Genomic DNA, 19,202 nt, shown 5'->3' with positions numbered 1-19,202 from the left:
CGAGCGTATCTTCGAGACCTGCGTTGAACATCTAGAACATCCGTTCTAGTCTGTCTTGGTGAGGTCGATCGTGCGAAACCAGGCTGCTGCCGAAGACGTGCAGCGCCTGCGCGCGCAACTCGAGCGGGTGCAGGGGCGGCGCCTGGATGCCCCGGTGCTGCCGGCCCATCCCGCCCTCGCAGGGCTCCTGCCCGGGCGCGGCCTGCGCCCCGGGTCGTCCTACTCGCTGGGTCCCTCACTCACGCTGCTGTCCGCCCTCATGGCGCCGCCGTCGCAGGCCGGCTCCTGGTGCGGAGTGGTGGGGATGCCGGAGTTCGGCGCCGAGGCCGCCGGCCGGGTCGGGGTGGACCTGTCCCGGCTCGTGCTGATCCCCGACCCCGGCAGTCGCTGGCTGGCGGTGACGGCGACGATCGCCGAGGTGCTGCCCGTCGTGGCCGTGCGTCCGCCGTCGCGGGTCAGCGACGGCGACGTCTCGCGGCTGGCCGCCCGCCTGCGCGAGCGCGGCGCTGTGCTGCTGGTGCAGGGCACGTGGCCGCAGACCGAGGCCATGATCGACGTGAGCGACCCGGAGTGGTCCGGCGTCGGCGACGGCCACGGCTACCTCGCCGCGCGGGAGCTGACCGTCACCGTCTCCAGCCGCCGCACCCCGGTGCCCCGTCGCGCGCGGGTGCAGTTGCCGGCGGCATCCGGACAGGTCGCCTCGTCCGCACCGTCCAGCGCCTCGGCGCCCATGCCACTGCCCTGGCGGGTGGCGGGATGAACACCGCACCGCAGCGCACCCTCGTGCTGTGGCTGCCGGATTGGCCCGTGGTCGCCCTCGCGCGGGAGCAGGGGGTGGATGCCGCAGCCCCCGTCGCCGTGCTCGACAAGGGAGCGGTGGTCGCCTGCTCCGCCGCCGCCCGCGCCGAAGGGGTGCGCCGCGGGCAGCGGCGCCGCGACGCGCAGGCCCGCTGCCCGCAGCTGACGATCGTCGACGCCGACCCGACGCGGGATCAGCGGGTGTTCGCCCCGCTCGTGGCGAGCATCGAAGAGCTCGCGCCCGGTGTGCAGCTGATCCGGGCGGGGCTGTGCGCCCTGCGCGCCCAGGGGCCGGCGCGGTACTACGGCGGCGAGGAGCGCACCGCCCACGTGCTGCGCGATGCGCTGGGCGACACCGACGCGCGCATCGCCGTTGCAGACGGAGCGTTCACGGCGGAGCAGGCCGCGCGCATCACGCACCCCGACGCCCCGGTGCGGATCGTCCCGGCGGGGGAGTCGGGCGCCTTCCTCGCGCCGCTGCCGGTGACTGCGCTGGACGAAGCCGACGTCGTCGACCTGCTGGCGCGGCTGGGCGTGCACACCCTCGGCCAGTTCGCCGCCATGCCCGCCGAACGCGTGGGGGAGCGCCTCGGCGAACGCGGCATCCGCCTGCACTCCTTCGCCTCCGGGAGCGACTCGCGGCCCGTGCAGCCGCGCACCCCGCCGCCCGAACTGGAGCGCGAGGTGGCGTTCGAGCCGCCGCTGGAGATCGCCGACCAGGTGGCGTTCGCGATGCGCGTCGCCGCCGAGGAGTTCATCGCGGGGCTCGGTGAGCACAGCCTGGTCTGCACCGAGCTGCGCGTGCAGATCACCGGCGACCGCGGCGAGAACAGCGAGCGGGTGTGGCTGCACCCCGGGGCGTTCACCGCCGGCGAGGTGGTGGACCGGGTGCGCTGGCAGCTGGGGGAGGCGGGGCTGCGCAGCGCCGTCACCCGGGTGCGCATCTCGCCCGAGACGGTGGATGCCGCCTCCCACCATGTGCGGTCCCTGTTCGGCGGCGGTCCCGACGAGCGGGTGCACCATGCGCTGTCTCGGGTGCAGGCGATGCTCGGGCATCGCGGCGTGGTGACCCCGGTGGTCGGCGGCGGCCGGTGGCTGGCCGAGCGGCAGGTGCTGGTGCCGTGGGGCGATCGCCCGGTGCTGCCCCGGCCCGCCGACCGGCCGTGGCCGGGGAGCCTGCCCGATCCGCTGCCGTCGACGGTGTTCGATCCGCCGCGTCCGGTGGAAGTGGTGGATGCCGACGGGGATGCCGTGGCCGTCGCCGACCGCGATGAGCTGACCGCCCCGCCCGCCGTGCTGTACGAAAGCGGCAGGCGCCGGCGCATCCAGGCGTGGGCGGGGCCGTGGCCGGTGCGGGAGCGCGGCTGGGACGCCGTGCGCGCCCGGCGGGCGCACCGGTTTCAGGTGGTGGATGCCGACCAGGCGGCGTGGCTGCTGGTGTGCGAGGCCGGCGACTGGTCAGCCGAGGGCCGCTATGACTGATCCCCGATCCAACCCAGCGAAGGACCCCCGCTGATGGGCTTCAACAACCCCTCCGTGCCGTGGTCCGAGATGGAACGGCTCCTCAGCGGCAACCGCCGCCCGCCCGGCGCGAACGGCGGCGACAGCCCCGCCTGGTCGCGCAAGCGCGGCGCCTACACGCCGCCGCCCATCGCCCGGCCCGCCGACGTCGTCCCGTACGCCGAACTGCACGCGCACAGTTCCTTCTCGTTCCTCGACGGCGCCTCCTCCCCGGAGGAACTCGTCGAAGAGGCCGAACGGCTCGGCCTGCACGCCCTGGCCGTCACCGACCACGACGGCTTCTACGGCATCGTGCGGTTCGCCGAGGCCGCCGAGGCCCGCAGCGTCAAGACGGTGTTCGGCGCCGAGCTGTCACTCGAGCTGCCCGAACGCCCCCGCAGCTCCCCGAAGGCCAACGACGCCGACCCGCCGGGTCACCACCTGCTCGTGCTCGCCCGCGGTGAGGAGGGCTACCACCGTCTGGCCGCAGCCATCACCCACGCGCAGCTGGCCGGTGGACAGAAGGGCCGCCCCGTCTACGACCTGCACGACCTCGCCGAACGCGCCGACGGACACTGGGCGGTGCTGACCGGATGCCGCAAGGGCGCCGTCCGCGCCGCGCTCGCCGAAGACGGGCCCGCCGGCGCCGCCCGCGAACTCGACCTGCTCGTGGACCTGTTCGGCCCCGACGCCGTCAACGTCGAACTGATCGACCACGGCGCCCCGCTGGACTCCCGGGACAACGACATGCTGGCCTCCCTCGCCGCCGACCGGGGGCTGCCGGTGCTCGCCAGCAACAACGTGCACTACGCAGCTCCCGAGCGGGCCGACCTGGCCGCCGCGATCGCCGCCGTCCGCGCCAACCGGGGCCTGGACGAACTCGACGGCTGGCTCCCAGCCAGCGCCGGCGCGCACCTGCGGTCGGGGCACGAGATGGCCCGCCGGTTCGCCCGCTATCCGGGCGCCGTCGCGCGCACCGTGACCCTCGCCGACGAGCTGGCCTTTCCGCTGCGGCGCGCCAAGCCCGCGCTGCCGAAGCTCCCCGTCCCCGAGGGGCACACCACCATGACGTGGCTGCGGCAGCTCGTCTGGGAGGCGGTGCCCCGCAAGTACCCCGACGTGACCGACGACGACCGGGCGCGCATCGAGAAGGAACTGGGGGTCATCGAGCAGAAGGACTTCCCCGGGTACTTCCTCATCGTCTACGGCATCGTGCAGGAGGCGCGACGCCGCGGCATCCTGTGCCAGGGGCGGGGGTCTGCCGCCAACAGTGCGGTCTGCTATCTGCTGGACATCACCGCGGTGGATTCCATCGTGTACGACCTGCCGTTCGAGCGGTTCCTCTCGGCGCTGCGCGATGAGGAGCCCGACATCGACGTCGACTTCGACAGCGACCGGCGCGAGGAGATCATCCAGTGGGTCTACGCGACCTATGGGCGCGAGCGGGCGGCGCAGGTGGCCAACGTTATCCAGTACCGCCCCAAGAACGCCGTGCGCGATATGGCGAAGGCGCTCGGGCATTCGCCGGGGCAGCAGGATGCCTGGTCGAAGCAGGTGGAGCACTGGGGTCCGCTGCCCGACACGGATGCCAAAGCCGAGACGCACGACATCCCCGACAAGGTGCTGGCGTATGCGACCGAGCTGTTGAAGGCCCCGCGCCATCTCGGCATCCATTCCGGGGGCATGGTGCTGACCGACCGGCCCGTCGGCGAAGTGGTGCCGATCGAGCATGCGCGCATGGAGAACCGCACCGTCATCCAGTGGGACAAGGACGATGCGGCCTGGATGGGGCTGGTGAAGTTCGATCTGCTGGGGCTCGGCATGCTCGCCGCACTGCAGTACTGCTTCGACCTCATCGCGGATGCCACGGGGGAGCGGTGGGAGCTGTCGACCCTGCCCAAGGAGGAGCAGGCCGTCTACGACATGCTGTGCCGGGCCGATTCGATCGGGGTGTTCCAGGTGGAATCGCGTGCGCAGATGGGGCTGCTGCCCCGCCTGCAGCCGCGGCGGTTCTACGACCTGGTGATCGAGATCGCGCTGATCCGGCCCGGGCCCATCCAGGGCGGGGCGGTGCACCCGTATGTGCGGAGAAAGCTCGGGCAGGAGAAGGTGACGTACGCGCACCCCAAGCTCAAGCCGGTGCTGGAGCGGACGCTGGGCATTCCGGTGTTCCAGGAGCAGCTCATGCAGATGGGCATGGCCGTCGGCGGGCTGAGCGGGGCGGATGCCGATGTGCTGCGCCGCGCGATGGGCTCCAAGCGCGGCATCGAGCGGATCGATTCGCTCCGCGAGAAGCTCTTCTCCGGCATGGCCGAGAACGGCATCACCGGGGAGCTGGCCGACGACATCTACGCCAAGATCCAGGCGTTCGCGAACTTCGGGTTCGCCGAAAGCCACTCACTGTCGTTCGCGCTGCTGGTGTATGCCAGCTCGTGGCTCAAGCTGCACTACCCGGGCGCGTTCCTCGCCGGGCTGCTGCGCGCGCAGCCGATGGGCTTCTACTCGCCGGCGACCCTCACCGCCGATGCCCGCCGCCACGGCGTGGAGGTGCTGCGCCCCGACCTCCACCTGTCGGGGGTTGAGGCCGTGCTGGAGCCGGTGGGGTCGTCACCGGCACAGGAGGAATCACCGGAACAGGACGTTTCTGAGCGGAAACGTCCTGTCTTCAGTAGTCCGCCTGTCTCCGGGAGTGCGCCAACCGGCCGTGACACCTGCACCCATCGCAAGCAGCCCCCGGTGCCGCCGTTCGACATCAACGCGCCGGATGAGTCCGCCGCGCATCGCCGCGACGGCGGGTTCACGGTGCGGCTGGGACTCGCTGCGGTCAAAGGCATCGGGCAGGCGATGGCGACGCGCATCGTCGCCGAGCGGGAGGCGGCGGGGGAGTACCGCAACCTGCGCGACCTGGTGCGGCGGACGGATGCCACCACCGCCCAGCTGGAGGCGCTCGCCACCGCCGGGGTGTTCGGCTGCTTCGGGCTCAGCCGCCGCGAGGCGATCTGGCTGGCCGGATCCGCCGCGCAGGACCGGGCCGAGTTCCTCCCCGGCACGCTGGTGTCGGTGCAGCCGCCGCTGTTCGCCGATCCCACCAGCTACGAGGTACTGGCCTCAGACCTGTGGGCCACCGGCATCTCCACCGATGACCATCCGCTCACGCACTACCGGTCCCAGCTCGATGCGCGGGGGGTCATCACCTCGAGCGAGATGCGCAGCCACGAGATCGGCCGCCGGGTGGAGGTCGCCGGGCTCGTCACTCACCGGCAGCGGCCGGCGACGGCATCCGGGGTCACGTTCCTCAACCTCGAGGACGAGCACGGCCTGGTCAACGTGGTCTGCTCGGTGGGGGTGTGGAACAGGTATCGCCGCATCCTGCGCGATTCGCCCGCCCTCATCGCCCGCGGGCTGCTGGAGCGCTCGCCGGAGGGGGTGACGAACCTGGTGGCGGATGCCTTCGAGGATCTGCGGGTGGGGGTGCAGCACCGCTCGCGTGATTTCCGCTGAGGGCACGACGAAGGCCCCAGGTCGGAACCCGGGGCCTTCGTCTCGTGGGACGCGTCAGGCGCGCACGCCGAGCGCGAAGCTCAGCGATCCGTCCTCGCCGACCTGCGCGTCGAGCACGCGGTCGTCAAGCGGAACGGTGGCGGCCTGTTCGACGAACACCCGTGCGCCGCCGGTCTCGATGACCGCGTCATCGGGCTCGGGCGAGGGGGCCAGTGCCAGCTCGAAGCCTGCTTCGGCCTGATCGGCTTCACGGATGCGGAGTCCGCCGTCCTCGGTCGGGATCTGCGACGTGAGGGTCTTGACTGCGCTGGCGGCGTTCTCGGTGAGTGTGAGCATGATGCTCTCCTTCCGTGGATGGCTGCGAACCGGTTGGCTTGCGAACCGGCCACGATTCCGAGAACCGGCAGCGGATGCAACCCGAGACGCCGCGTCCGGCCGGACTCCCACCGGATACGGAGGTTGGGCCGGTCGGCCGCGACCCGGCCGGTAGAATCGACCAGCCAGCCTCTGTAGCTCAATGGAAGAGCAGTTGCGTCCTAAGCAAACGGTTGGGGGTTCGAGTCCCTCCAGGGGCACCGTCTTTTTTCGCCTCTGACCAGGAATTTCTTCCGTGGTCAGACCGCACAAAAGGCGTTTTTGCCCGCTTTTTGCCCGCATTCTGAAAATTCGGACGGCCGAAAACGACCGTCAATAACGGCCTGCGCGCGACGCCTGAGAGCGCCAAAATGGGGCATTTGGGGTGTTGTGTGCCTCGCCGAAAAACTGAGCAATCTGCTCTCTGCGGTCACCGGGGTCGGGCGTAGCGGGTCTGCGGACCCGACGGGAGTGCCACCAACGGCATCTGGTCGTTCAGTCGCGTCGCGACGGCATCCAGATCGTCGTCGAAGAGGTCGGCGTAGGTGTCCAGCGTCATCGCCGCCGACGCGTGACCGAGCATCCGCTGCACGGCCTTCACGTTGGCGCCGGAGCTGATTGCGAGCGATGCGGCGGTGTGACGGAGGTCGTGGGGAGTGAGTCGCGGGATCGACGGATCGAACGCCTGCGCACGCCGGACCGCGTTCGCGAACCAGCCCTTGCTTCCCGAATTACGCATGTGGCTGACCCCGTCGCCGAACAGCAGCCCTTCCGGCCCCTTGCCGGCGCACGCCTGCTCGATCATCGGAGCGAGGCGCTCGGGGTAGGGGACCGAGCGCTTCTCGTGTGTTTTGGGCGTGCCGACGTGGATCTCGTAGGCGATCATCACCGCGTTCTCCTCGATGACGAAGCGTCGACGCAGCCGGTTCACGCTGCGCACGCGCAGCCCTGTCGCCTCGCCCCACCGCAGGCCGGTGTAGGCCAGCGTCAGCACGAGTGTCGGATACGCCGAGCACGCCGCCAGCGTCGCCACCTGGTCATGCGAAAGGTACACGCGGCGTTTGCCCGCCCCGTGACGAGGAAGGCTGCGCACATGGCGGGCGGGATTACTCGCGAGGCGCCGATCGTCGATCGCGACGTCGAGGATGCCAGCGAGGATCCCCAGTGAGCGAAGGACGACGGTACGCGATTTCTGGGACGCGAGGTCGGACACCCAGTCTTGGACTTCGGAGCGCCGGATCGAGGAGATCTCCCTGTCGGCCCAGATTGGGGCAACGTGGTTCTTCCACGCCCGCTCGAGCGTCATGTAGTACGAGGGCTTCGACATCGGCGGCTGCTTGGATCGCAACCAGCTGTCCGCGAACATCCGGACGGGAACCCGTGACAACGACGGGTCGATGTACTCACCCTTCGACTTCGACACCGTGACCATGGAGAGGTAGAGCTTCGCGCATCGTCGTGAAGCCACGCTTCTCCGCTTCGGTGCGATCCGGCTTGCGATAACGCACACCGGTAGCGGCGGCCCTTCACCGTTTCGTACGGGGTGATGCTGCCCATCTCGACCTCCGCTCATACCGGCTCGAGGGTCAGTATCGGCCTAGTGTCGGACACTCGTCGAATGCCGTCAATGCCGCGGATGGCGGATTTGAATAGATGATCGAAAACGTCGTCAACTGACGTTGGGAAATGATGGGCGCCTCGCTCCGACTCCGAGAGCGTAGCGCTCGGGCGCGACTCCGTTCTCACCCGCTCACTATTTGCAGACTCCGCGCTGGCGCGCTCCGCTTAGCAGCCGTTCGCGAACGCGCACTGCGTAGGGACCGAGCGCTCGGATGGCTGATTGTCGGAGCGAAGGCGATTGAAGGACGGCGCGAAGACCGCGATGTGAGCTTCTTTGCTATCCGACTGCGAAGTCGCGTGCATCTGAGCGCTCTAGCTCGCCAACGGTCACACCGCACCGTTCGACTTGGGAGGTCGGACAGAACCAATAGAGTCATGGCGCTCGACTGGCATGTGATCTTTCTCGACGTCAATCAGGCGCGCCCGAAGAAGCGGCGAGTCCACGCCGACCATGCGATCCACTATCACCTCGGCGTGGTGGCGCCTCCCATGACCACGCGCACCCACAAGCTCTTCCAGTGTCGAATTACTTGTCGAACCCACCGAAGCGCCCGCTACGATCGGCGTAGGGGATGGGAGCCGGCATGCAGCCGACGCTGTTGGGAGATAAACAATGTCGTTGGTCACCCGGAAACTGATGAACTCTCAATTCCATAAGGAGGTGGCCATGAGTGCGACGCGAGATCATTCCCAGCGATACAAGTTGTCGTTCACGACCGGCCGCCTGTTCCTGCAGAATGCTTCTCTCGCCGCTGAAATCTACGGTCGACTTCATGACTGGCGAGAGGTGCGCGAGGCCATCAACTCCGACAACCTGCTCCAGAGCCGCGCAGCCCGCAGCGCAACTCGTATGGGCGGGGAGCTGATTCAGAGGCTTCAAGAACTCACCGACTCGGAGATCGCCTTGCTCGCGGTCGTTACAGGAGAGGAGCGCGCACACCTCATGTGGGTTGCTACCTGCCGCCGATACTCACTCATCGGCGAGTTCGCAGAGGAGGTGCTTCGAGAGCGTTTCCTCCAACTGGCTGCTGATGTGCTGCCCGAGCACTTCGACTCATTCATTCGTGGAAAAGCACTCTGGCACGAAGAACTCAGCGAGGTTACGCCGAAGACACTGCAGAAGCTGCGCTCCACGGTCTTCCTGTTGATGCGCGACGCGGGTCTCACCGATAACGACTTCAGGATCGTCCCCACCGTCCTATCGACGCGCGTCCACGATGAGCTTGCGAAGCGGACACCGAATGACGTCCGGTTCTTCCCGACAAGGGAGGCCGCATGACGACCGAGCAGGTCCTGGATCAGGAGCAGCACCTCCTCTCCGTGCTCGGTACTCGGCGATTCCTGGAGATGGAGGGACTCGGCAACGAAGTGCCGTTCTTCATCTACCCATACGACCCCGAAGACTCGCTGGCCGTAGCGGCAGCGAAGAAGCGTCTCAAGAACAAGTTGAAGAACGACCACGGCGTCACTGTCCTGGAGATCAATCTCTACGACCTCACGGTCGAAATGCTCCAAGCACGCGGCGTCTGGGACCGGCTCCTGAAGCTCGAAGTCGAGCAGGGGAAGGATGCCCTCCTCAAGCCACTGCAGAACATGCTGGATCCTGGTTCGAAGCTGATCCCGGCGATCAAAGCGCGACTCGACACAGCCACCTACGACATCCTCTTCCTCACAGGCATCGGCGAGGTATTCCCTTACATCCGCTCGCACAGTGTTCTGAACAACCTGCAGACCGTCGCGACGAGCAAGCCGATGCTCATGTTTTTTCCCGGTGATTACAAGCAATCGGGAACATCCGGCTCATCGCTCGTGCTCTTCGGTCGACTCAAAGACGACAACTACTACCGGGCGTTCGACATCCGGGATCGGGAGGCCTGACGGTGAAGCTCCATGACATCTTCGAGAAGGACATCACTCGTCCGATCGACGGCGTGATCAAGGCCGACGATACAACCCACCTCGGTACGGAAGTCGAGGAATACGTCCTTACCAAGGAGGCGGAGACGGCGCTGTCGAATCTCCTTGAGGAATACACGAACTACACGAACGCGAATGGTGTCTGGATCTCTGGCTTCTTCGGCTCGGGCAAGTCACACCTGCTCAAGATGCTTGCTCACCTGCTCGGAGACGTGGACGGTCAGGACTTCCCGCGCGCACTGGTCGCCGAGAGTTTCCAGACGAAGACCACCGACAACTTCCTGAAGGCCTCGCTAAAGAAGTCAGAAGGCATCCCCGCCCGCAGCCTTCTCTTCAACATCGACCAAGTGGCCGACGCGCAAGGAGGCGACAAGTCTGACGCGATTCTGAAGGTCTTCATCAAGGTCTTCAACAACAGCCGCGGCTACTACGGCATGCAGCCGCACGTCGCCCGTTTCGAGCGGGATCTCGACTCCCGCCGGCTCCTCGCCCGGTTCATCGAGACCTATCAGCGGATCGCCGGAATCCCGTGGACTGAGGGCCGCGAGCTCGACGTGCTAGAGGAGCCGAACGTCGCCGCAGCTTACGCGGAGATCGCAGGGGCGGCGTCAGGCGCCCCCGAGAACATACTCGAGAAGTACCGCGACTCGTACCGCGTCGACATCGACGAGTTCGCGAAGGAGGTCGTCGGCTGGCTCGACGAGCAGGCGGCCGGAACACGACTCAACTTCTTCGTCGACGAGGTCGGCCAGTTCATCGGCGAAGACGGAAAGATGAAGCTGCAGCTTCAATCCGTCGCCGAGACCCTGAACACGAAGGCGAAGGGTCGCGCCTGGGTCTTCGTGACCAGCCAGGAGGCGCTCGATCGGATCGTCGGCGATCAGTCGGCACAGCAGGCATACGACTTCTCGAAGATCCAGGCCCGGTTCAAGACGCGCGTTAGTCTCTCCAGCTCGGATGTCGAGGAGGTCATCCGCAAGCGCCTCCTGGCGAAGAACGCGGCCGGCGTGGCCGACCTGAAAGCGATCTACGCCAAGGAGTCCGGCAACTTCAAGACTCTCTTCGACTTCGTCGGTGGACGCACGTATCCCAACTACCCGGACGAGGCGCGCTTCGTTTCGACATATCCCTTCGTGAACTACCAGTTCCCACTCTTCAGCGCCGCCCTGGTCGGCCTATCGGAGCACAACGCCTTCACCGGCCGGCACGCCTCGGTTGGTGAACGATCGATGCTCGGCGTCGTGCAACAGGTCGCGAAGGAGCTGGACGGCACTGAGGTCGGCCAGATCGCGGCGTTCGACAACCTCTTCGCCGGCATCCGCGACACCGTCCAGGCAGCGACGAAGCGGTCGATTGACGTGGCCGAGAAGAATCTCCCGGATCAAGATTCCGATATCACGAGGCTGGCTGTCCGCTTGCTCAAGGCCCTGTTCCTGGTCAAGTACGTTGATGGTTTCCGTGCGACCGCGCGGAACCTGACGGTACTTGTATATGACCGGTTCGGCCGGAATCTCCAGGAGCTCTCGAAGAACGTCGAGGAGGCGCTCGCGCTGCTGGAGACGCAGACCTATGTGCAGCGCAACGGCGACACCTACGAGTACCTGACCAACGAAGAGCAGGAGATCGAGAACGAGATCAAGATCGTCGATCTGGACAATTCCGAGGTCGGCAAGCGGCTCTTCGAAATGCTCTCGCAAGACGTGCTCAAGACCCCGAAGTTCCGGTACAAGACCGGCAAGGGTGATTACCTCGACTACAGCTTCGGTTACCGGATCGACGACGTCAGCTATGGCCCTCAGCACGCGCTGACCGTCCACTTCTTCACACCTGGCTACCCCCACGTTCTGCAGACGATCCGCGCGCACAGCACAGGGCTCGACGAGGTGCGGGTGGTCCTCGACGCGGACGCGGGACTCTTCGGTGATCTGCGGCTCCTGCTAAAGACCGAGAAGTATGTCAAGCAGAAGCAAAATGGGTCGCTCACGGCGGTGCAGCAGCGCCTCCTCGGTGCGAAGGCGCAGCAGAACCTGGAGCGGAAGAAGGAGCTGCTGGAGCGTCTGCGCCGCGCTATCGGCAAGGCATCTCTCATCGTCTACACGGTTGACGTGGAGTCGAGCAGCGAGGTCGCCGACTCTCGCGTCTTCGACGGCCTAAGCGTGCTGGTGACAAAGGCCTATCCGCAGCTGTCGCTCCTGGGCGGCAAGGTCTACATCGAGTCCGACATCCAGAAGTTCGTTCAGGCGCCCGCCGACGGTCTCGTCACAGTCGACACTGCGCTGACGGATGCCGCGAGCGAGGTCTACTCGGTCGGTGTCCAGCAGCGAGCCAACATAGGCCAGCAGGTCACGGCCAAGACGATCGTCGATCAGTTCACTGGGAAGCCCTACGGCTGGGACCAAACCTCGTCCGTGGTCGTGATCGCCTACCTCTTCGGCGGCTCACGCATCACGATCGAGCAAAACGGGAACGTGCTCAAGCGCACCGAGGTGCCGCCGCTGCTCAAGAACACCCAGCAGCTCGTCCACCTCAAGATCGGCGTACAGAAAAGCTACGATGAGAAGAAGGTCACCGCCTTCCGCAAGTTTGTCACCGACTTCTTCGACGAGGGGGTCACGCCGAAGGACCCGCTGGAGGTGGCGCACGCCGGCGCCGACAAGCTGAAGGACCAGCTGGCCAGGCTCAGGGAGGCGCGCGCCGCCTACGACTACCCCTTCATCGCGCAACTCGACCCCTCGATCACCCTGCTGGCAAGCGTCGTTGGAAAGACCGATGAGTGGTACCTGACTGAGTTCGCACAGGCCGACGAACTGCTAGAGGCGAAGGAGACCGTCCTCGACCCGATCCGCGCTTTCCTGAAGGACGATCGAAAGGCGATCTACGACGGAGTCCGGAAGTTCCTCCGAGATGCGGGCGACAACCTGGGCTATCTCCCCAACGGGGCGGCCGAGCCGGTGCAGGTGCTGCTGGACGATCTCGCTGTGTTCCGGGGCAACCGGATCGTGGATCTTCAGAACGAGGCTGACACGCTGCGGCAGCAGGTCGGTGAACTTGCCAAAGACGAGCAGGGGAAGGCGGCTGATTCGATCGAGCAACGCCGCATCCAGCTCCAGCGCACAGTCGAGTACAACGAGGCGAACGAAGCCGCGCAGGGCCGGGCGCTCGATCGTGTCGACCGCGCGATCCAGCAGGTGTGGGAAGAGACCAGCATCTCGAAGATCAAGCTCGCCGCCACCAGCTTCGCGACGTCGACGTTCCCATCCCTCGTCGCCGACCTCGCCGCCGCGCGCCCGGTGACCGGTCCCGGCGGCGGAGGGCAGTCGGGCTTCGCGAACGAAGGGGAGGGGCCGGTCTCGCCGAAGCCTCCCATTGCGCCCCAGCCGAAACCCACCGTGCCCATCTCGCAGGTCGAGGTTGTGGGCGGGAAGTTCGTACTCACGACCGCCGCCGATGTCGATGAGTACGTCGAAGCGTTCCGCGCTGCGCTCCAGTCCACTATCGCCGAGGGGAAGCGGATCACGCGCTGATGGAGACTGCACCGCTGAAGTCCTTCGCCACGAGGGCGCGCACCGATCTGATCAAGGAGGTGGGCGCGCGGGTCACTGTCGTCCTCGCGGAGAACTCGCTCGCCCGCGTCGAGTCGCATGCGGCGGTTCGCAATTTGGAGGCGGCGATTACCAGGGATGGTCGCGACCAGGTGGTCGACCGGGTGGCGTACACCTGGTTCAACCGGATCATCGCGCTGCGCTTCATGGATGCCAACGGTTACACCCCATCCGCCATTGTCTCGCCCGAAGCGGGCCGCACGACTGGTCAACCAGAGGTGCTTGCCGAGGCGAAGGCAGGCTCCTTTGACAGCTCAGTCGTCCCGGAGAAGACCCAGCGGACGATCACTGCGCTCTTCAACCGAACCCGCCCGAGCCAAGACCCGGACGGGGAGGCCTACGGCATGCTCCTCGAGGCGTACTGCCGTTCCTGGCACAAAGCGATGCCGTTCATGTTCGAGCGCGAGGGCGATTACACGGAGCTGCTCATTCCGGCGGCGCTGCTTGCCGTTGATTCGGTCCGCGACCGTGCGGTGAAGACCCTCAGCGAGGATGTATGCCGAGACGTCGAGGTGATCGGATGGCTTTACCAGTTCTACATCTCGGAGCGGAAAGCGGAGGTGTTCGACGGGTTCAAGAAGAACAAGAAGGCCGGCGCCGCCGAAATCCCCGCCGCTACCCAACTCTTCACCCCGCACTGGATCGTGCGATACCTCGTCGAAAACTCGCTCGGACGACTCTGGCTTCTGAACAACCCAACCTCACGGCTGGCCGAGCAGATGGACTACTACATCACGCCCGTCGACGAGGAAACGGACTTCCTCAAGATCGCGAAGCCGGAGGAGCTGAAGATCATCGACCCGGCCGTCGGTTCGGGGCACATGCTCACTTACGCCTTCGACCTGCTCTATGCCATCTATATGGAGAAGGGCTACGACCCGGCGGAGATCCCGAGCTTGATCCTGCAGCACAATCTCTTCGGCACTGAGATCGACCCTCGCGCCGGCGCCCTCGCTGCATTCGCGCTCACAATGAAGGCGGCCGCCAAGCGGAAGCTCTTCCTCAAGAACCCGGTGCAGCCGAACGTTTGCGTCCTCGAGAACGTCCACTTCGACCCCGACGAAGTGGACTACCTGTGGTCGCTCACCAATGAAAGCAGCTTTGCCCGCGGCGAGGCAGACGAATTCTGGAATGCCTTCATGCACGCTGACACCTTCGGCTCGCTAATCCAACCGAAAGAGCAGCTCCTTGAACCGCTCAACGCGGCGATCGAGAGTGCCGAGGCCGACGGGGACCTTATCCACGGAGAGATCCTCGGAAAGGCTCGCGCGATACTGGAGCAGGCCCGGTATCTGTCACAGTCCTATTCGATCGCGGTAGCGAACCCCCCATATATGGGGGCGGGAACGATGGGAGCACACCTAGCTGCGCTTTCGGCCTCGGAGTATCGGGACTCAAAGTCGGACTTGTTCGCGATGTTCATTGAGCGGTGCTGGCACCTTGTGGCACCGCTCGGCGCCATCGGCATGATCTCGATGCAGTCGTGGATGTTCCTGCCCAGCTTCCGCGCGTTGCGCGAGCGATACGTGGCAAGTAGCCGGATGAGTTCACTGATCCATCTCGGCGCCGGGGCGTTTGACACCATCGGTGGCGAGGTCGTCTCCACGGTCGCATGGGTGTGGAACCGCGCTGGATCACCGGACGCGCTGGCCCCATTCATCGACCTGACCGACGTCTACGGTGAGGCTGCGATGGCTGACGCGGTACGGCAGATCCTGCGAGCTGAGCGTGCCCCGCAGGTTCACCTCCATTCGCTTCGTGACTTTTCCGCGGTTCCCGGGGGGGTGCTGGCCTACAGACTCGACGAGAAGCAGGTAGATGCGTTCGCCCAAGGGCACCGGCTCGGAGAAGTGATCGAGCTACGCGAGGGGATCAACACCGGCGAAAATGAGCGGTTCCTTCGTCGCTGGTGGGAGGTGTCTCAAGACCGCACGTCCATCGCCCTCTCCCGACCGAGCGGCGCGCGAACCTGGCTGCCGTACAAGAAGGGTGGGCCGTTTCGGCGGTGGGCAGGTAACGAGGAGTATGTCGTCGACTGGTCGAATGACGGGGCGGAGATAAAGTCGTCTCCGAGGGCCAGACCACAAAATACCCAGTACTTCTTCCGAGAGTCTGTGTCTTGGACTCGGATCGCGGGCAGCAACTTCTCCCTGCGCTACTACGGGCCGGGCCTAGGTTTCGACTCGACCGGACCTTCGGGGTTCGGTTCTCCCGAGGTGCTTCAGTTCGCCCTCGCCTTCTTGAATAGTCGCGTTGCGCTGCCGTTCCTCGGCGCCCTCAGCCCGACGCTCGACTTTCGCCTGGGCAACCTAAGCAACCTTCCAGTGGCACACGGCTATGAGACGATCGATCTGTCACACGTTGATCAGTTGATCGAACTCTCAAGAGAAGACTGGAACGAACAGGAACTTTCCTGGGGATTCGCTTCGTCGCCACTGCGGACGGACGCCTCTGTGGAGGAGGGTTGGGGCAGTCTTTGGGCGGAATCGACCAGACGTACTGAAATTGTTGCCGAGCTTGAGGGGCGTAACGACGATGTTATCGCCGACGCATACGGGCTCTCACACTCGGCGACGGCAACCCGTGCGTCTACCTCCTTGTTCGCTGACCCCGCCTTCCGGTTTCCGTTGGCGGCACATGCCGATCGCGAGCGATTGGCACTCCGTGATGCGGTACGCGATCTGACGTCCTACGCTGTCGGGTGCATGTTCGGGCGGTACAGCCTCGATGAACCGGGGCTGATCCTCGCGGACCAGGGGAGCACGCTGCAGACTTACCTGGCGAGGGTCCCGTCACCGGCGTTCATGCCGGATCAGGACAATGTGATCCCGATCGTCGATGGTGATTGGTTCGAGGACGACATCGTCGCCCGTTTCCGCAAGTTCCTTCGCGTGGCCTTCGGTGAAGAGCACTTCGAGGAGAACCTGCGATTTGTCACCGAGTCGCTCGGTGTGAAGGACATCCGTGACTACTTCGTGAAGTCGTTCTACGAAGACCACGTGAAGAGGTACAAGAAGCGACCGATCTACTGGCTCTTCCGGAGCCCGAAGGGCTCGTTCAGCGCTCTGATCTACCTGCACCGCTACAACCCTTCGACCGCTTCGACGGTGCTCACTGGATACCTGCGGGAGTTCATCGGCAAGCTGGAGGCCAACTTGGAGCACCAGGGTCGCGTCGCTGCCGGCATGGGTGGCGCGTCGCCCCGTGAGGTTGCGGCCGCGCTGAAGGAAGCTGACCGGATCCGCAAACTTCTCGTCGAGCTTCGCGATTACGAGCACGACGTGCTCTTCCCACTCGCGGGCCAGCAGATCGCCCTCGACCTTGACGACGGCGTACTCGTGAATTATCAGAAGCTCGGCGCTGCACTCAAGGACATCGGTTTGAAGAGAGGCAGCGGCAGTGGGTGACCTCAGTGTTCTTAAGAAGGGACTGACCGAGCGCTTCGCGAGCGGAAGAAAGGCCGGTGACCGTCACATCGCCTTCTGGCACGACCCGGAGGGCGAGTATGAGGCCGACCTTGCGCAGCTCGAGGCGGAGCTGGACGGAGTCGAGGTTATTCGGGTCGACCGTGACGAGTATGCGGTCAAGTTTCGGTTGCTCAAGCAGCAGCCGAACCAAACCTTCATCGTCTACCGGAAGGGGGGAGTTCCCGACGGCACCGGCAACTGGCTTTGGGACCTCGAACTCGCTTACGGCGTCTTTACTGCGGATCGTGCCTCGATGGACGCGCAGGATCTCGGCCTCCCCCTGTCGCTTCAGCCCGTCGTCGCTCAGCATCCGAAGTTCTTCAACAGCGCCGATCGCAAGGCAAAGGTCAAGGCTCTACTCAGCGCCGATGATGACCGCACGATGCTCCGCGCAAAGATGAGTGCAGTCGCGCTAGGTCTCAAGACGCACAGCTTCGGTGAGCTCACCCGTGGTCTTCTCATCGAGAATGCCGCTGGCTCGTCGAACGGCTACGACGCGCTCACCTCCTATGGGCTGACTGATTTCTACTGGGGGGGCGCCAAAGGAATCTACGGATACGAGTCGGCGAATCCGAAGATCGGCGACTTCGTCGAGTGGGTCTTCACACACGCGAACACCGACTTCGGTTCCGCTCGAGTCGGGCTTCGGCACGACTACAGCGCGTGGCGGAACGATGTGCGAAGCCGTGAGGCAATGGCAACGCTCGCCCGCCGCGTCGAGCGCGACCTCGGCGTCGAACTCCAGATCGCCGATCGCGACTACAACGAGCTGCTCAGCTCCGATGTCTTCGAGGCGATCGACTGGAAGATCATCGGCGACCTCTCCCTAGGAGTCAGCAACCAGAGCCTCACCGTCCGCGACCTGCAGGAAGCGGAGAAGGCCCGCCAGACCACTTTTTGGTACACGCTCGACCCGTCAATCCGCGCCCTGTACACGGCGATCCGTTCCGCCGCCGAACTGCTGCATGACATCAGCACACTGAGCGTTGCTATTGCTGACTTCGACGACGGGCTCTCGAAGTATAAGGACCGCTGGTACCGCATCGACCAGCGTTACCGACAGTTCCTCCTCGCCACTCACGCCACCGATCATGCCGATCAGCTCGCCTCACTCGTCGAGCAGGTCGAGCTCTTCTACACAAACAAATTCGTCTTCCCGCTCGCGACCGAGTGGCAGAAGCAGATCGATGCAGTTCAGTCGTGGAAGTCAGTCGCCTACCGGTCGCAGGGGTCGTTCTACCAATCGTTCGTCGACCCGATCGTCTCGCAAGGGCGCCGCGTCGTCGTCGTCATCTCCGATGCGCTCCGCTATGAGGTCGCCGACGAGCTCGCCTCCGCCCTGCGGAGCGATACGAGGATCGCCTACGAAGCGAAGCTCGACGTCATCCTCGGGGCCTTACCGAGCTATACGCAGCTGGGCATGGCGTCCCTGCTTCCGCACACGACCATCGGGTTTGCGGGCAAGGGAAGCGACGTCGTCGTCGACGGGAAGCCGGCCGGCGGCCTCGTCAACCGAACCAAGATCCTCGACCCGATTGGCGGCACCGCCATCAGCGCCGAGGACGTGCTCGCGAAGAAGATCAAGGACGAGCTGCGGCCCTATTTGCAGCAACACAAGATTGTGTACGTCTACCACGACACCATCGACAAGCGCAGCCACAAGCTCGGCGCCGAGTCTGGCACTCCCGAGGCGGCGAGGGACGCCATCGCAGAACTGACAAAGCTGATCGGCAACCTCACCTCCGCCGACGCGAATGTGCTCGTCACCAGCGACCACGGGTTTCTCTTCCAGGAATCAAAGATCGGCGACAGCAGCAAACTAGATGAAGAACCTCACGGTGACATCAAGTACCGAGACCGACGCTTCCTGCTCGGCGAGGACTTCAAACAGACAGCCTCTTTCAACACGTACGCGTCGTCACAGCTCGGCCTCACCGGTGACTGGCAGGTGCACATCCCGAAGTCGATCTACCGACTCACGCAGAAGCTTCAGGGTGCCGCAGATCGTTTCGTCCACGGGGGCGCGACGCTGCAGGAGGTCGTCGTGCCTGTCGTCACCGTCACCCGCAAGGGCAAGAGCGAGGTGAAGCTCGTCGACGTGCAGATCAAGCCCAAGAGCGACGTGCTGACAAACGCGATCGTGCGGATCAGCCTGCTGCAGGCTGAACCCATCAGCGAGCGCACCCACGCACGTGAGCTCCGCGCCGCCTTCTACTACACTGACGCGCTGATCTCAGACCAGGTGGTCGTCGTCTTCGCCGCGACCGGCGACGAGCGGGATCGTCTGCAGGAGATCAAGCTTCAGATCCGCCCCGACGCTGGAGTACCGCTCGGGGCGCAAGTCGAGCTCCGACTCGAACAGCCGAGCGCGAACAGCAATTCGTGGCAGGTGCCGTATAGGCATATGTTCACGAACCGGATCACGGCTACGCCAGACTTCTAG

General features: G+C 65.3%; 9 protein-coding genes, 1 tRNA gene and 1 pseudogene. 9 read left to right on the top strand and 2 right to left on the bottom strand.

Annotation, left to right across the window (positions count from 1 at the left end; translation table 11 throughout):
- The first annotated feature begins 70 nt into the window (after positions 1 to 70).
- The 3 genes from imuA' to QNO11_RS10805 are packed head-to-tail and all read left to right on the top strand — an operon-like array spanning position 71 to position 5,799.
- A complete protein-coding gene (gene imuA', locus QNO11_RS10815) occupies positions 71 to 760 on the top strand; it encodes a DnaE2-dependent mutagenesis accessory factor ImuA' (RefSeq protein ID WP_257508744.1) in 690 nt (229 codons plus the stop codon).
- A complete protein-coding gene (locus QNO11_RS10810; RefSeq protein ID WP_257508272.1) occupies positions 757 to 2,280 on the top strand; it encodes a DNA polymerase Y family protein in 1,524 nt (507 codons plus the stop codon). The genes imuA' and QNO11_RS10810 overlap by 4 nt, the downstream gene beginning before the upstream one ends.
- Before the next feature lie 33 nt (positions 2,281 to 2,313).
- Positions 2,314 to 5,799 carry an error-prone DNA polymerase gene (locus QNO11_RS10805; protein WP_257508273.1) on the top strand — a complete coding sequence of 1,162 codons (3,486 nt, stop codon included), beginning with the start codon at positions 2,314 to 2,316 and terminating at the stop codon, positions 5,797 to 5,799.
- A gap of 54 nt (positions 5,800 to 5,853) precedes the next feature.
- Here the strand turns inward: QNO11_RS10805 and QNO11_RS10800 are convergent, their stop codons facing one another.
- Positions 5,854 to 6,135, bottom strand: a complete 282-nt coding sequence (locus QNO11_RS10800; protein WP_257508274.1) for a Fe-S cluster assembly protein HesB — start codon at positions 6,133 to 6,135, stop codon at positions 5,854 to 5,856.
- A 167-nt stretch (positions 6,136 to 6,302) separates the two neighbouring features.
- Between QNO11_RS10800 and QNO11_RS10795 the strand changes: the two genes are divergently transcribed.
- Positions 6,303 to 6,374, top strand: a tRNA-Arg gene (locus QNO11_RS10795).
- Between the two features lie 209 nt (positions 6,375 to 6,583).
- On the opposite strand, the pseudogene QNO11_RS10790 reads toward QNO11_RS10795, so the two are convergent.
- A pseudogene (locus QNO11_RS10790) lies at positions 6,584 to 7,710 on the bottom strand (tyrosine-type recombinase/integrase).
- 730 nt (positions 7,711 to 8,440) lie between these two features.
- Here QNO11_RS10790 and QNO11_RS10785 point away from each other — a divergent pair.
- The 5 genes from QNO11_RS10785 to pglZ are packed head-to-tail and all read left to right on the top strand — an operon-like array spanning position 8,441 to position 19,202.
- Positions 8,441 to 9,052 (top strand): DUF1819 family protein, encoded by a 612-nt coding sequence (locus QNO11_RS10785; protein WP_257508275.1) that lies wholly within the window; start codon positions 8,441 to 8,443, stop codon positions 9,050 to 9,052.
- Positions 9,049 to 9,651 (top strand): DUF1788 domain-containing protein, encoded by a 603-nt coding sequence (locus QNO11_RS10780; RefSeq protein WP_257508276.1) that lies wholly within the window; start codon positions 9,049 to 9,051, stop codon positions 9,649 to 9,651. The genes QNO11_RS10785 and QNO11_RS10780 overlap by 4 nt, the downstream gene beginning before the upstream one ends.
- 2 nt (positions 9,652 to 9,653) lie before the next feature.
- Positions 9,654 to 13,214, top strand: coding sequence for a BREX system P-loop protein BrxC (gene brxC, locus QNO11_RS10775; protein ID WP_257508277.1), 3,561 nt, complete (start codon positions 9,654 to 9,656; stop codon positions 13,212 to 13,214).
- The gene (pglX, locus tag QNO11_RS10770; protein WP_257508278.1) at positions 13,214 to 16,699 is read left to right on the top strand and encodes a BREX-1 system adenine-specific DNA-methyltransferase PglX; all 3,486 of its coding nucleotides are present in this window, start codon (positions 13,214 to 13,216) and stop codon (positions 16,697 to 16,699) included. Before brxC ends, pglX begins: the two co-directional genes overlap by 1 nt.
- Entirely contained in the window at positions 16,692 to 19,202 is a 2,511-nt protein-coding gene (gene pglZ, locus QNO11_RS10765) for a BREX-1 system phosphatase PglZ type A (RefSeq protein WP_257508279.1), read from the top strand. The genes pglX and pglZ overlap by 8 nt, the downstream gene beginning before the upstream one ends.

The sequence above is a fragment of the Microbacterium sp. zg-B96 genome, assembly GCF_030246865.1.
In the GTDB taxonomy this organism is placed as follows: domain Bacteria; phylum Actinomycetota; class Actinomycetes; order Actinomycetales; family Microbacteriaceae; genus Microbacterium.
The sequence above is the reverse complement of the archived record's forward strand: the minus strand, read 5'-3'. Positions and strand labels throughout refer to the sequence as shown.